General features: G+C 69.9%; 14 protein-coding genes. 11 read left to right on the top strand and 3 right to left on the bottom strand.

Annotated elements, in window-relative coordinates:
- The first annotated feature begins 145 nt into the window (after positions 1-145).
- Positions 146-823, top strand: a complete 678-nt coding sequence (locus AC1Q9M_RS04070; protein ID WP_492432525.1) for a response regulator — start codon at positions 146-148, stop codon at positions 821-823.
- Positions 816-2,672: a sensor histidine kinase gene (locus AC1Q9M_RS04065; RefSeq protein WP_382323868.1), complete on the top strand. Its 1,857-nt coding sequence runs from the start codon at positions 816-818 to the stop codon at positions 2,670-2,672. The genes AC1Q9M_RS04070 and AC1Q9M_RS04065 overlap by 8 nt, the downstream gene beginning before the upstream one ends.
- Positions 2,673-2,690: 18 nt before the next feature.
- On the opposite strand, the gene AC1Q9M_RS04060 is transcribed toward AC1Q9M_RS04065, so the two are convergent.
- From AC1Q9M_RS04060 to AC1Q9M_RS04050, 3 genes are read right to left on the bottom strand one after another with little or no spacing between them, the layout of a single operon-like run.
- Positions 2,691-2,882, bottom strand: coding sequence for a hypothetical protein (locus AC1Q9M_RS04060; protein WP_382159231.1), 192 nt, complete (start codon positions 2,880-2,882; stop codon positions 2,691-2,693).
- A 7-nt stretch (positions 2,883-2,889) separates the two neighbouring features.
- Positions 2,890-3,624: an ATP-binding cassette domain-containing protein gene (locus AC1Q9M_RS04055; protein WP_492432522.1), complete on the bottom strand. Its 735-nt coding sequence runs from the start codon at positions 3,622-3,624 to the stop codon at positions 2,890-2,892.
- A complete protein-coding gene (locus tag AC1Q9M_RS04050; protein WP_444691508.1) occupies positions 3,621-4,604 on the bottom strand; it encodes a tripartite tricarboxylate transporter substrate binding protein in 984 nt (327 codons plus the stop codon). The genes AC1Q9M_RS04055 and AC1Q9M_RS04050 overlap by 4 nt, the downstream gene beginning before the upstream one ends.
- 248 nt (positions 4,605-4,852) lie before the next feature.
- Here AC1Q9M_RS04050 and AC1Q9M_RS04045 point away from each other — a divergent pair, with 248 nt between their 5' ends.
- The 9 genes from AC1Q9M_RS04045 (at position 4,853) to AC1Q9M_RS04005 (ending at position 12,834) form a co-directional block, all read left to right on the top strand.
- On the top strand, positions 4,853-5,821 hold the full coding sequence (locus AC1Q9M_RS04045; RefSeq protein WP_492432520.1) for a PQQ-dependent catabolism-associated beta-propeller protein: 969 nt from the start codon (positions 4,853-4,855) through the stop codon (positions 5,819-5,821).
- A complete protein-coding gene (locus AC1Q9M_RS04040) occupies positions 5,821-7,005 on the top strand; it encodes an ABC transporter substrate-binding protein (protein WP_444688639.1) in 1,185 nt (394 codons plus the stop codon). The genes AC1Q9M_RS04045 and AC1Q9M_RS04040 overlap by 1 nt, the downstream gene beginning before the upstream one ends.
- A complete protein-coding gene (locus AC1Q9M_RS04035; RefSeq protein ID WP_382323871.1) occupies positions 6,987-7,829 on the top strand; it encodes an ABC transporter permease in 843 nt (280 codons plus the stop codon). The genes AC1Q9M_RS04040 and AC1Q9M_RS04035 overlap by 19 nt, the downstream gene beginning before the upstream one ends.
- A 2-nt stretch (positions 7,830-7,831) precedes the next feature.
- A complete protein-coding gene (locus AC1Q9M_RS04030) occupies positions 7,832-8,620 on the top strand; it encodes a quinoprotein dehydrogenase-associated SoxYZ-like carrier (protein ID WP_382323872.1) in 789 nt (262 codons plus the stop codon).
- On the top strand, positions 8,617-9,582 hold the full coding sequence (locus tag AC1Q9M_RS04025; protein ID WP_492432517.1) for a quinoprotein relay system zinc metallohydrolase 1: 966 nt from the start codon (positions 8,617-8,619) through the stop codon (positions 9,580-9,582). The genes AC1Q9M_RS04030 and AC1Q9M_RS04025 overlap by 4 nt, the downstream gene beginning before the upstream one ends.
- Before the next feature lie 256 nt (positions 9,583-9,838).
- On the top strand, positions 9,839-11,536 hold the full coding sequence (locus tag AC1Q9M_RS04020; protein WP_382325551.1) for a PQQ-dependent methanol/ethanol family dehydrogenase: 1,698 nt from the start codon (positions 9,839-9,841) through the stop codon (positions 11,534-11,536).
- 82 nt (positions 11,537-11,618) lie between these two features.
- Positions 11,619-11,939, top strand: coding sequence for a c-type cytochrome (locus AC1Q9M_RS04015; RefSeq protein WP_492432515.1), 321 nt, complete (start codon positions 11,619-11,621; stop codon positions 11,937-11,939).
- Between the two features lie 24 nt (positions 11,940-11,963).
- A complete protein-coding gene (locus AC1Q9M_RS04010; protein WP_492432513.1) occupies positions 11,964-12,296 on the top strand; it encodes a hypothetical protein in 333 nt (110 codons plus the stop codon).
- Between the two features lie 28 nt (positions 12,297-12,324).
- A complete protein-coding gene (locus tag AC1Q9M_RS04005; RefSeq protein ID WP_492432511.1) occupies positions 12,325-12,834 on the top strand; it encodes a hypothetical protein in 510 nt (169 codons plus the stop codon).
- Positions 12,835-12,839 lie beyond the last annotated feature (5 nt).

The raw sequence follows: 12,839 nt of genomic DNA, 5'->3' as shown, positions 1-12,839 counted from the left end.
AATTGCATCCCATGAACATGGGGTTCGAGGCGTTCCTGGCCCGCGTGGCGTGCCGCTTTGCACGGTCGGCGCCCGCTTTCTGGGTATGCTCGAAGGAGCCCGCGCGCAATGTGTCCAACCCGCGGGCCGCTGGAGACCGATCCCGATGTGGCGTGTGCTGATCGTCGAAGACGACCCCGAGATGCGGGGTTTTTTTGAGTCCTGCGTGGCCCGCTCGCCGGCCTTGACGCTGGCCGGTTGTGTGGGCACCGTGGCGCACGCCAAAGACTGCCTGACCCGTCCAGGCCTGGACGTGGACGTGCTGCTGACCGATCTGGGCCTGCCCGACGGGTCCGGTCTGGAGGTCATTCAGCAGGCACACCTGACCCACCCCGCCTGCGAGACCCTGGTCATCTCCATGTTCGGCGACGAGGACAACGTGCTGGCCAGCATCGAGGCCGGCGCGCTGGGCTACATCCACAAGGACGCGGCACCCGAAGACATCGCCCAGACCATCCTGGAGATGAAGGCCGGCGGCTCACCGATCTCTCCCATGATCGCCCGCCGCGTATTGGCCAAGTACGCCACCCGCCAGGCCGTCGTCCCGCCCCCCGCCGCCGCGCCGCCGCCGGTCGAACGCCCGCCCTTGTCGCGCCGCGAGCAGGAGGTGCTCAGCCTGATCGCCCGAGGCTTCTCGTACCAGGAAATCGCTGTCCTGCAGGGCGTGAGCGTGCACACGGTGCAGGCGCACATCAAGAGCCTGTACAGCAAGCTGGCGGTGCATTCCAAGATGGAGGCGGTGTTTGAAGCCACGCGCATGGGCATGTTGCCTCGGCATGACTGAGGGCATCGGGTGGCGCTGGCTGGTGTGCCTCAGTCTGGCCCTGGGCCTGACGGGATCGCTGCACGCCGATGATCGGGAAACGCCCCATCACCCCGCATTGGAGCTGCGCGAAGCCCAGGCCACCGTGGTGGTGGACGATCGCATCGAGCAGCGCCTGCTGACCCTGCCTTACCACTGGGACCGGCACCATCCCGGCCGAGCCGGCCGGGCGACCTTCGACCTGAGCTTCACCTTGCCCGAGGTGCCGCAGGAGCCCTGGAGCATCTACCTGCCCCGGCTGGGCAACGCCTACGAAATCTGGCTTAACGGCATGCGGGTGCAGCACGAGGGCGACATGCTGCGGCCCAACGGGGCCGACTACGGACAGGTGCCTCGCATGGCGCCGCTGCCCGCAGGCCTGCTGCAGCGACACAACACCCTGCAGGTGCGGGTGCGCGCCGACGTGGGCCGCCGGGGTGGGCTCTCCACCGTCTGGATCGGGCCACGGGAGGCGGTCGTCGCGAAGTACGCCGAGGCCCATCGCTGGCGGGTGACGGGCTCGATGGTCGTGGTCGGCTTCAGCCTCCTGGTCGGGCTGATCTCGCTGTCCCTGTGGGTGACTCAGCCCGACCTGTCCAACACGGTTCACCAGCGGCGCGACCCGCTGTACCTGTATGCCGGCCTGGCCGAACTGTTCTGGGCGGTCCGCGTCGGCGATGTGCTCATCGAGAACCCGGTGCTGGCCTGGCCCTGGTGGGGCGTTGTGCCGGTGGTGGCGCTCGCGGTCTGGAGCTGGAGCATGGGGCTGTTCTGCATGAACGTGGCGCGCTGGGAGAATCGGCCGGCCGGGCGCCTGATGGCCACCTGGCTGACCGCCCTGATGCTGGCCAGCGGGCCCATGGCGATCTGGGCGCTGGGCTTTGGTCACCCGCTGGCGCTCACGGCGTGGTACGCGGCGCTGGGCCTGACCTTCCTGTTGTTCGGTGCGGTTTTCCTGGGCCAGGCGCTGCGTGGCGCCAGCATGCCTCACCGGGTGGTGGCGCTGGCGGTGCTGCTCAACGTGGCGGTGGGGTTTCGCGATCTCTACGTGTTTCGCATCGACCCGACCTACGCCGACAGCAGCCTGATGCGGTATTCGTCGGTGGTGTTCGGCCTGGGGCTGGTCTACATCGTGATCGAGCGGTTCCGGCGGGTGTCGGCCCAGGTGCGCGACCTCCTGAACACCCTGGCCGCGCGGGTGAGCGAGAAGGAGCGCGAGCTCGCCGAGACCTACCGGCGGGTGGAGCAACTGGCCCGCGAGCAGGAGCGCACCTTCGAGCGGACCCGCATCTTGCGCGACATGCACGACGGCGTGGGAGCCCACATCAGCTCGGCGATCCGGCAGCTCGAGTCGGGCCGGTCCAGCCAGCAGGAGCTGCTGCAGACGCTGCGCGACTCGCTGGATCAGCTCAAGCTGTCGATCGACGCCATGAACCTGCCGCCGGGCGACGTGACGGCGCTGCTGGCCAACCTGCGCTACCGCCTGGAGCCTCGCCTGCAGGCCAGCGACATCGCGCTTCGCTGGGCGGTGGAACTGATCGAGCCGCTGCAGCGGCTGGACGCCGGCGCGATGCGCCAGCTGCAGTTCATGGTCTTCGAGGCCTTGTCGAACGTGCTGCAGCATGCGCAGGCAACCGAGCTGTGCATCGAAGCCGTCGCGGCCGAGCAGGGTGTGCGCCTGCGCATCGTGGACAACGGCCGAGGGTTCGACGCCACCGTGGCGTGGCGCAAGGGACTGCTGGCGATGCGGGAACGCGCCCGCGCGATCGGCGCGGTGCTCTCTCTTCAGAGCGCGCCGGGTCGCACGGTGGTCGAGATCCAGTTGTCCTGACGGTTCGGCGGACGCATCTCACCCCGCCAGGTTGCGAAAGAAGTAGCGCGCCAGCGCCACCCAGAAGTCGCCCCCGGAGTGCTGTTGCCACAGCAACGAGATGTCGGCGAAGCCCTTGTGGAAGATCATCGCGAGCATGCCCGTGAGGCCCAGGATGCCCACCACCTGCAGGGCGGTCTTGAAGCGGGCGTCCGGGTCTTTGTCGGGCATGCCCTGATTATGGCGGCCCGAGCTGGCGCAGCACCTCGGCCTGAAAGTCCGCGCCTTGTGCCTGCGCCATGAAGGCCGGGATCGAGCCCTCGAAGCGCACCGTGCCCTGGTGCAGCAGCATCAGGCGGGCGGCACCGTGCACTTCCTCGATCAGGTGGGTGGCCCACAGCACGCCCATGCCCCGTGTGCGGCACAGCGTGCGCACGGTGTCGAGCAACTGCTGGCGCGAGGCCGGGTCCAGGCCCACGGTGGCTTCGTCCATCAGCAGCACGCGTGGCTCGTGCAGCAGCGCGCGCACCAGCTCCACCTTGCGCCGCGTGCCGCCCGAGAGGCTGCGCACCACGGCGCGCGCCTGTTCGCCCAGGCCCATGGCATCGAGGTGCGCCGCGATGCGCTCGCGCGCCTGCGCGCGCGGGAGGCCGTGCAGGTCGGTGTGGAACAGCAGGTTGGCCATCACCGACAGGTCCAGGTCGAGCGCGCTCTGCTGGAACACCACGCCCAGCCCGGCCAGCGCGCGGCTGGGGTGGCGGCACATGTCGTGGCCCAGCACCTCGATGCGGCCCTGGTCGGGCGTGAACAGGCCGGTGAGGAGTTGCAGCAGCGTGGACTTGCCCGCGCCGTTGGGACCGAGCAGCGCGAGCACCTCGCCGGCCCGCAGTGCCACGTCCACGCCTTTCAACGCGGGCTTGCCGGCGTAGGCCTTGTGCAGGCCGCCGGCCTGGAGCAGGGTGGTGGGGTTCATCCCGTCGCTCCCATCGGCCGGGCCAGCAGGTTCATGCGCTGCAGCAGGCGTTTCTCGCGCTCCACCGTGTCGCGCACGGCCTGCCGGTAGTCGCGGGTGTTGAGGTAGTCCAGCGTCTGGTCGTAGCGCGCCAGCTCGCGCAGGTGGCGCTCGCTCTGCATCGCGCGGGCGAAGGCGTCGTGCAGTTTCCGCACCACCGGCTCGGGTGTGCCGCGCGGCGCGGCCAGACCCCAGGGCGAGGTGTAGACCGATTGCGGGTAACCCAGCTCGCGCAGCGTGGGTGCGTCGGGCCAGCGCGGGCTGCGCTGCGCGCTGAAGATCGCGAGCACGCGCATGCGGCCCTGGTCCACCCAGGGCGCGAAGCCGGTGGAGTTCACGCCCGCCATCAGCTGGCCGCTGGCCACCGCGAGCATCTGGTCGGCGGTGCCCCGGTAGGGCACGTGCACATAACGGATGCCGCGCTGCAACAGGATCTCTTCCATCGCCAGGTGGGCGGTGGTGCCGATGCCGGTGGAGCCCAGGATGAGTTCGCCCGGGTGATCGCGCGCCCAGTCGAGCATCTCGGGCAATTGCCTCCAGGGGCTGGTGCTGGGCACCAGCACGCCGAAGGTGGTGCCCGAGACCTGCACGATGGGGCTGAGATCCGTCACCGGGTCCCAGGGCACGGGGTTCATGAGCGCGTGCCGGTACACCGTGATGGGCACCTGGCCGATGGTGTGGCCGTCGGGCTCGGCGGCCTTGAGCAGCGGCGCGACCTGCGTGCCCGCCGCGCCGGGCCGGTTGATGACCACGATGGGCTGGCCCAGCAGGGGCTCGGCTTCCTCGCACAGGATGCGCAGCGTGAGGTCGGTCGCGCCGCCGGCGGGCCAGGGCACGATGAGCTGCAGGGGCCGGATGGGCCAGGCCGCCGTGCTGGCCAGCGACGGGCCCGCCGAGGCCGCCAGCGCCAGGCCCCAGGCCAGCGCGCGGCGGCGTGTCACAGAACAGTGTTCCTTGCTGGAACAGTCGGGAGGGCCGTGGGGCAGTCGGGTCATGCGGTGCGGGCCTGCGAAGCCGTGTGGTCTCAGGGTTTGTCCGTAGCGATCGGGTCGCCAACGGGGTGTTTGGGGCAGGTCAACGCAATTTCCATTCCCCCACTGGCGCTGGCATCGAATTTGCGGAACAAGGGCAGCGGCGCCACCCGGGTGACCGCTGTGCCACCCACAAGACCCCTTCAGGAGACACCGACATGACCCGCCCGCTTCGCCTGCTCACCCTTGCCACCCTGCTGGGCTGTGCCACCCTCGCCATGGCCCAGGGCAAGGTGTATGTGTCCAGTGAGAAGGACAACAAGCTCTATGTGTTCGACGCGAAAGGCGAGCGCCTCGCGGCCATCGACGTGTGCAAGCGCCCGCGCCACATGATGTTCAATGCCAGCCGCAGCCAGCTCTACGTGTGCTGCGGCGACAGCAACCAGCTTGGCGTGGTCGACACCGCCAGCGGCAAGATGACCGGCACTGTTCCATTGGGGGACAGTCCCGAGATCTTCGACCTCAGCCCCGACGGCAAGACGGTGTACGTGTCGATCGAGGACGAGAACGTGATGGCCGCCTACGACCTGGCGAGCAAGAAGCCCCTGTTCGAGGTGAAGACCGGTGGCGAGCCCGAGGGCGTGCTGATCACGCCCGACGGCAAGTTCGCCTACGTCACCTCCGAGGTGGCCAACGTCGTGCACGTCATCGACCTGGGCCAGAAGAAGGTGATCAAGAACATCAAGGTGGGCAAACGACCGCGCCGCTTCGTGCTCGCCGCCGGCGGCGCCGAGCTGTGGGTCAGCAACGAACTCGACGCCACCGTGAGCGTGGTGGACACGAAAGACCACAGCGTCAAGGGCACGGTGAAGTTTGCGGTGAAGGGCATGCGCGAGGCCGACATCACCCCCGTGGGCATGGCGCTGAGCCCGGACGGCAAGACCCTGTGGGTCGGGCTGGGCCGCGCCAACCACGTGGCAGAGGTGGACGTGGCCACGCGCACCGTGGGCCGCCAGGTGCTGGTGGGCAAGCGCGCCTGGGGCCTGACGGTGCACCCCGACGGCAAGACGCTGTACGTGACCAACGGCCTGTCGGACGACATGACCCTGGTGGACACGGCCGGCGCCAAGACGGTGAAGACGGTGGCCGTGGGCCGTGTGCCGCACAGCGTGATCGTGGCGCCCTGATGTGGAAAGCCCCGCTGCTCGCGCTGGCCGCCTTGCTCGGTGCGCCGTCGGTGCACGCCGCCGCGGTCAAGCTGACGGTGGCTGTGGTCTCGCTGGCCGATGACGCGCGCTACGCGCCGCGCCGCCTGGAGCGCGCCTACCCCGGCCACCCGCAGGGCCGGGCGGTGCAGGGCGTGCGGCTCGCGCTGGAAGACGCGGCGTTCGAGCTGGACGCCGCCGGCATCGAGCTCGCGCTGCGCGAGGTGGTGCTGCCCGATGCGGCGGCGCTGCCCAAGGCCCTGGCCGAGCTGAAGGCGGCGAAGGTGCAGCACCTCGTGGCCGACCTGCCGCTGGCCGAACTGCGCCAGCTGGTGCAGAGCGCGCCGGCCGCGCTCGGTGGTGCCATGGTGTTCAACACCGGGCTGGACGACGACAGCCTGCGCGCGCAGGGCTGCGCCGCGCACCTGCTGCACACCCTGCCCAGCCGCCACATGGCCAGCGATGCACTGGCGCAGTACCTGGCCGCGCGCAACTGGCGCAAGGTGTTGCTGCTGCAGGGGCCGGAGCCGGCCGACCTGCTCATGGGCGAGTCCTTCACCCGCGCGGCCAGGCGCTACGGCCTGAAGATCGTGCAGAGCAAACCCTTCAAGCTCACCGGCGACCCACGCGAGCGCGACCTGGCCAACACCCGGCTGCTCACCGGCGAGCGCGAGCACGAGGTGGTGGCCGTGATGGACGCCGACGGCGAGTTCGCGCGCACGCTGCCCTACGCCACGCAGTGGCCGCGCCCGGTGGTCGGTGCCAGCGGCCTGGTGGCCAGCGCCTGGCATGCGCAGTGGGAGCGCAACGGCGGGCCGCAGCTCTCGCGCCGTTTTCAGAAGCTCGCGCAGCGCCCCATGCGGTCGCACGACTGGTCGGCCTGGGTGGCGGGCCGCGCGGTGGCGGCGGTGCTGGTGGACGACCCCAAGGCACCGCTGGCGCAGCAGTTGAAGAAGCTGCGCGGCGGCAGCGTCTTCATCGACGGCTTCAAGGGCCCGCGCCTGTCCTTCCGCGCCTGGGACGGGCAGTTGCGCCAGCCCGTGTTCCTGAGCCACATCGACGGCGTGGCGGGCGTGGCGCCGCTCGACGGCGTGCTGCACCCCAAGGACGTGCTGGACACGCTGGGCGTGGACGAAGCGGAGACCGCATGCCGGCAACGCCCCTGAGCCCCCTGGCCGCGCCCTCGCTGCCGCTGCACCTGGCGCGCGCGCTGCGCGCCGTGGTCGGTCGCGAGCTGGGCCGCTTCCTGCGCCAGCCCACGCGCCTGGGCTCGGCGCTGGTGCGCCCGCTGCTGTGGTTCGTGGTGTTCTCGGCCGGCTTTCACAACGTGTTCGGCGTGGCCATCATCCCGCCCTACGAGACCTACATCGAGTACCAGGTCTACATGGTGCCGGGCCTGCTGGGCATGGTGGCGCTGTTCAACGGCATGCAGAGCTCGCTCTCCATGGTGTACGACCGCGAGATGGGCGTGATGCGCCTGCTGCTCACCGCGCCGCTGGCGCGCGGCTGGCTGCTGGCCTTCAAGCTCCTGGGCAGCACCGTGCTCTCGGTGCTGCAGATGGCGGTGTTCCTGCTGATCGCGCTGGCCTTCGGCGTCGAGCTGGCCTGGGCGCATCTGCCGGGCCTGTTGCTGGCCATGGCCTGCGCCGCCGCGATGCTGGCCGCGCTGGGGCTCGTGCTTTCGGTGTACGTGAAGCAGCTGGAGAACTTCGCCGGCACCATGAACTTCGTGATCTTCCCGATGTTCTTCATCAGCCCTGCGCTGTACCCGCTGTGGAAGCTGGAGGAATCGGGCGCCTACTGGCTGCTGAAGATCGCGGAGTTCAACCCTTTCACCCACGCGGTGGAGGCCATGCGCTTTGCCATGGTTGGGCAGTTCAACGCCGTGGCCTGGGCCGTGGTGCTGGGGTGCACCGCCGTGTTCTTCGTGCTCGCGCTCTGGGGCTACGACCCGCAGCGCGGCTTCATCCGCCAGAAGGGCGGGGGCTGAGCATGCTGCGGCGCCGAACCTTGCTCTGGGGCGGCCTGCTCGGCGCGCCGCCGCTGTGGGCTGCCGCCGAAGACCGCACCGGGGGCGACCCGCTGGGCTCCATGCAATGGCCCACGCTGCGTCGGCAGTACCTGCGCGATGCGCCCATGGTGTTTTCCGAGGCGGTGACGGTGCGCGGCCCGGCCTTCGCGGACGACGCGATGAACGTGCCGCTGCTGGTGGACGCGCGCGGCCTGGCCCGCACGGGCGGCGGTGTGGCGCGCATCCTGGTGGTGGTGGACCGCAACCCGGTGCGCGAGGTGTTGGCCTTCGAGCCCTTGCGCGCGCTGCCCATGCTGGCGTTCCGCATCCGCATGGAACAGGCATCGCCGGTGCGCGCGATGGTGCAGACGGCGGACGGCCGCTGGCACGTGGGCGGCACCTGGGTGCAGGCGGCCGGTGGGGGCTGCACGGTGCCCGGCGCCACGCGCGCCGACGGCTCGTGGAGCCGCACGCTCAACCAGGTGCAGGCGCGCTTCTTCCCGAATGTGATCGAGGGCAGCCGTCGCCTGCGCGTGCGCGTGATGCACCCGATGGACACCGGCCTGGTCGCGGGCATCCCCGCGTTCTACATCGAGCAGCTGCAGCTGGTGGACAGCGCGGGCCAGGCCTGGTGGCGCCTGGCCCTGCACGAGCCGGTGTCGGAAAACCCGCTGCTCACCTTCGAGCTGCCGCCGCAGCACGTGGGCGGTTTCCGCCTGACCGGGCGCGACAACAACGGCAACCGCATCGATGCCGAGGTGCCCGCGTGACGGCGCGCGGCGCGCTGGCCTCAGCGGCCCTGCTGTTCGCGGCCATGGTCCACGCGCAACCGCAGCCCGACGTGGCGCGGCTCGACCACGGCCTGCGGCCGCGCCAGGTCGCCGAACACACCTGGGTGATCGAAGGCGCGGTGGCCGACTTCTCGCGCGCCAACGGCTGCAACATCATCAACACCGCCTTCATCGCCACGGGCGAGGGCGTGGTGGTGGTCAACACCGGTCCTTCGCGCGGCTATGGCGAGCAGCAGCGCCGCGCCATCGAACAGCTCACGCACGAACCGGTGCGCCACGTGTTCAACCTCAACCTGCACCCCGACTACTTCTTCGGCAACCAGGCCTGGGCCGACCGCCCCACGCAGGCCCTGGCCGGCAGCATCGCAGGCATGAAAACCGAGGGCGCGGCCTACGCCGACAACCTCTACCGCCTGTGCGGCGACTGGATGAAAGGCACCGAGCCCACACCGGCACGCGAAGCCATCGAACCGCGCACGCTGAGCCTGGGCGCACACACGCTGGAGCTGCGGCGCCTGAGCGGCCACACCGGCGATGACCTGGTGCTGATCGACCACCGCACCGGGGTGCTGTTCGCCGGCGGCCTGGTGTTCGCCGAGCGCGTGCCCACCACGCCGCACGCCGACCCCGCCGCCTGGCTCGCCAGCCTGGACACGCTGGCGCAATGGCTCGCCGCGGGCGAGGTGCGGCAGGTCGTGCCCAGCCACGGCCCGGTGCACAGCGGGCCGGTGGGCGTGCAGCAGACGCGCGACTGGCTGCGCTGGCTCACCACGCTCATGCAGGCGAGCGCCGAACAAGGCCTGGACCTGAGCGAGCTGCTGCGCACGCCCGTGCCCGCGCGCTTCGCCGGCTGGGCCGCGCAGCCCGCCGAGCTGCACCGCAGCCTCGTGCAGTGGTACCCGCGGTACGAACAGCGGGCGCTGGATTCGCGCGCGCGCTGAACCCTGTTGCAGGGGTTGATTCGTTTCTGAACAGTGTCACAGCCGCGACCCGCCGCGAGGCCCGGGCGTGGCGCATTTCAGGCCGGAAAACCGCTCGAAAACGCTGGCATGGATGTTGCCATTTGCTGTCTGTGCAAACCCCGACGGCCGCAGGGCCGGGGTGTTCACGGGCGGCCGGGCATGGTGCTCGGTCGCAGGCATCACACATCCACGAACGAGCAGGAGACACACTGTGAAACGCACCCTATTGAGCCTGATGATTCTGGCCGCCACCGCCCACGTGAGCGCCCAGGGCGTGACCGACGCGATGATCGCCGACGACGCCAAGACCCCCGACAACGTGTTGAGCTGGGGCCTGGGCACCCAGGGCCAGCGCCATTCCACGCTCAACGGCATCACCGAGCGCAACATCAACAAGCTCGTGCCGGTGTGGTCCATGTCGTTCGGCGGCGAGAAGCAGCGCGGCCAGCAGTCGCAGCCGCTGGTGCACAACGGCAAGATGTTCGTCACCGCGTCCTACTCGCGCATCTACGCGGTCAACACCAAGACCGGCGAGAAGCTCTGGAAGTACGAACACCGCCTGCCCGAAGGCATCATGCCCTGCTGCGACGTGATCAACCGCGGCGCCGCGCTGTACGACAACCTGGTGATCTTCGGCACGCTCGACGCGCAGCTGGTCGCGCTCGACCAGAACACGGGCAAGGTGGTGTGGCGCGAGAAGATCGACGACTACGCCGCCGGCTACAGCTACACCGCCGCGCCCCTCATCGCCGAAGGCCTGCTGATGACCGGTGTCTCGGGCGGTGAGTTCGGTGTGGTCGGCCGCGTGGAAGCACGCGACCCGCGCACCGGCAAGATGGTGTGGACGCGCCCCGTCGTCGAAGGCCACATGGGCTACAAGGACGGCAAGGAAAACGGCATCACCGGCACCACCAACGCCACCTGGCCGGGCGAGACGTGGAAGACCGGCGGCGCGGCCACCTGGCTGGGCGGCACCTACGACGCCAAGACCGGCCTGGCCTACTTCGGCACCGGCAACCCCGGCCCCTGGAACAGCCATGTGCGCAAGGGCGACAACCTGTACTCGGCCTCGACCGTCGCGATCGATGTGAAGACCGGCAAGATCGTCTGGCACTACCAGAGCACGCCCAACGACGGCTGGGACTACGACGGCGTCAACGAATTCGTCACCTTCGACATGGACGGCAAGCGCATGGGCGCCAAGGCCGACCGCAACGGTTTCTTCTACGTGAACGACGCGGCCACCGGCAAGCTGGTCAACGCCTTCCCGTTCGTGAAGAAGGTGACCTGGGCCACCGGCATCGACCTCAAGACCGGCCGCCCCAACTTCGACGACACCAACCGCCCGGGCGACCCGACCGCCGCCGGTGGCGACGGTGCCAAGGGCAAGGCGGTGTTCTCCGCGCCGGGCTTCCTGGGTGGCAAGAACCAGATGCCCATGGCCTACAGCCCCAAGACCGGCCTGTTCTACGTGCCCACCAACGAATGGGGCATGGAGATCTGGAACGAGCCCATCACCTACAAGAAAGGCGCGGCCTTCCTGGGCGCGGGCTTCACCATCAAGCCGCTGTTCGACGACCACATCGGTTCGCTGCGCGCGATCGATCCCAAGACCGGCAAGGTGGCCTGGGAAGTCAAGAACAGCGCGCCGCTGTGGGGCGGTGTGCTCACCGCCGGCGACCTCGTGTTCTGGGGCACGCCCGAGGGTTACCTGAAGGCCGCCGACGCCAAGACCGGCAAGGTGGTGTGGCAGTTCCAGACCGGCTCCGGCGTGGTCGCGCCCCCCATCACCTGGACCGAGGGCGGCGAGCAGTACGTCAGCGTGGTCTCGGGCTGGGGCGGTGCCGTGCCGCTGTGGGGCGGTGAAGTGGCCAAGAAGGTCAACTTCCTCGAACAGGGCGGTTCGGTCTGGACCTTCAAGCTCATGAAGTGATGTGGTGTTGGGGGTGGCGTGGCCCAGGCCATGCCACCCCTTTTTTCTGTCCCTTCTTTCCTTCCTTTCTCCGGTGCCCGCCATGCGTTACCTCCTGATCCTCCCCACTGTGCTGGCCGGCCTGGCCCAGCACGCCACCGCCGCCGACGTGGCCGCCGTGGAACTCGCCAAGGCCAGCGGCTGCTACAGCTGCCACGCCAACGCCGACAAGGTGGTCGGCCCGGCCTTCAGCGCCATCGCCGAAAAATACGCGAGCGAAAAAGACGCCGCGGCCTCGCTCGCGCAGTCGATCCAGAACGGCTCCAAAGGCAAGTGGGGTCGCGTGCCCATGCCGGGCCACCCCAGCCTGAGCGCGGCCGACCTCAAGACGCTCTCGACCTGGGTGCTCACGGTCAAGCCCTGAGCCGGCTCACCCACCTGTCCCGCCATGAGCGCGCAGACCGATCTGTGCCACCCCCGCACCCTGCTGGGTGCGGCCCTCGCCCTGCTGTCCAGCGTGGGCGACGCGCGGTACCGGGCCCATGCCGAGTTCCGGCTGGCCCGCTACGCCCAGGCGCGCGAGCTCTGGGCGGCGCTGGCCGACGAGACGGGCAACGCCGAGGCCTTGTTCATGCTGGGCGTGCTGGCCCAAGAGGGCCTGGGCGAGCCGCGCAACCCGGCCCGGGCCGAGGCGTTCTTCACCCGCGCCGCACAGGCGGGCCACGGCTCAACAACTGGTAACCAACTCGCGCACCACGCGCCGCCGGTGCGGCTAGCATGAGGGTCTGTTCCCGATGTGGAGACCTGCCATGACCAAGATCCCTCGCGTTCTGCTCCGGTCCTCCTTCATGCTCGCGCTGCTGGCGGTGGGTGCCGCGCTCGCGCAGCCACTGCCTGAGGTACCGTCCCCGACCTCGCCATCGCCCGCTCGGAATTTCGCGACCGAGATCGCCAAGGCCGACCTGGCGCAGGACGGCATCCACCACCCCACCCGACGGCAGCTGGCCAGGGCCACCCACGAGGTGCAGGCCATGCGCGACAGCGGCATGGGCTGGGGCGCGATCGCCAACGACCTCGGCCTGCGCCTGGGCGAGGTGGTGAGCTCGGCCAACCGGGCGCGCCATGCCGAAGACACAAAACACACCAAGCTGGCCGCGGCGGCCTCGATCGATGCCCCGGGCCCGTCCGTGGGTCACGCGCGCGGTGCGGGCGGCAGCGGCCAGGGCAAGGGCAACGGTCATGGGGGCGGCCACGGCGGTGGCAAGGGCGGTGGGAATGGTGGCGGCCACGGGGGTGGCAACGGCGGTGGCAAGCGCTGACCTGT

It is taken from the genome of Hydrogenophaga sp. GW823-FHT04C09 (assembly GCF_058796355.1).
Note: the sequence above shows the minus strand (reverse complement) of the source record. Positions and strands in the feature narration are given on the sequence as shown.

Bases quoted from the DNA above. Each gene is read 5' to 3' on its own strand.
- AC1Q9M_RS04070 (WP_492432525.1), top strand. From the start codon at position 146: ATGTGGCGTGTGCTGATCGTCGAAGACGACCCCGAGATGCGGGGTTTT.
- AC1Q9M_RS04065 (WP_382323868.1), top strand. From the start codon at position 816: ATGACTGAGGGCATCGGGTGGCGCTGGCTGGTGTGCCTCAGTCTGGCC.
- AC1Q9M_RS04060 (WP_382159231.1), bottom strand. From the start codon at position 2,882: ATGCCCGACAAAGACCCGGACGCCCGCTTCAAGACCGCCCTGCAGGTG.
- AC1Q9M_RS04055 (WP_492432522.1), bottom strand. From the start codon at position 3,624: ATGAACCCCACCACCCTGCTCCAGGCCGGCGGCCTGCACAAGGCCTAC.
- AC1Q9M_RS04045 (WP_492432520.1), top strand. From the start codon at position 4,853: ATGACCCGCCCGCTTCGCCTGCTCACCCTTGCCACCCTGCTGGGCTGT.
- AC1Q9M_RS04040 (WP_444688639.1), top strand. From the start codon at position 5,821: ATGTGGAAAGCCCCGCTGCTCGCGCTGGCCGCCTTGCTCGGTGCGCCG.
- AC1Q9M_RS04035 (WP_382323871.1), top strand. From the start codon at position 6,987: ATGCCGGCAACGCCCCTGAGCCCCCTGGCCGCGCCCTCGCTGCCGCTG.
- AC1Q9M_RS04030 (WP_382323872.1), top strand. From the start codon at position 7,832: ATGCTGCGGCGCCGAACCTTGCTCTGGGGCGGCCTGCTCGGCGCGCCG.
- AC1Q9M_RS04020 (WP_382325551.1), top strand. From the start codon at position 9,839: ATGATTCTGGCCGCCACCGCCCACGTGAGCGCCCAGGGCGTGACCGAC.
- AC1Q9M_RS04015 (WP_492432515.1), top strand. From the start codon at position 11,619: ATGCGTTACCTCCTGATCCTCCCCACTGTGCTGGCCGGCCTGGCCCAG.
- AC1Q9M_RS04010 (WP_492432513.1), top strand. From the start codon at position 11,964: ATGAGCGCGCAGACCGATCTGTGCCACCCCCGCACCCTGCTGGGTGCG.
- AC1Q9M_RS04005 (WP_492432511.1), top strand. From the start codon at position 12,325: ATGACCAAGATCCCTCGCGTTCTGCTCCGGTCCTCCTTCATGCTCGCG.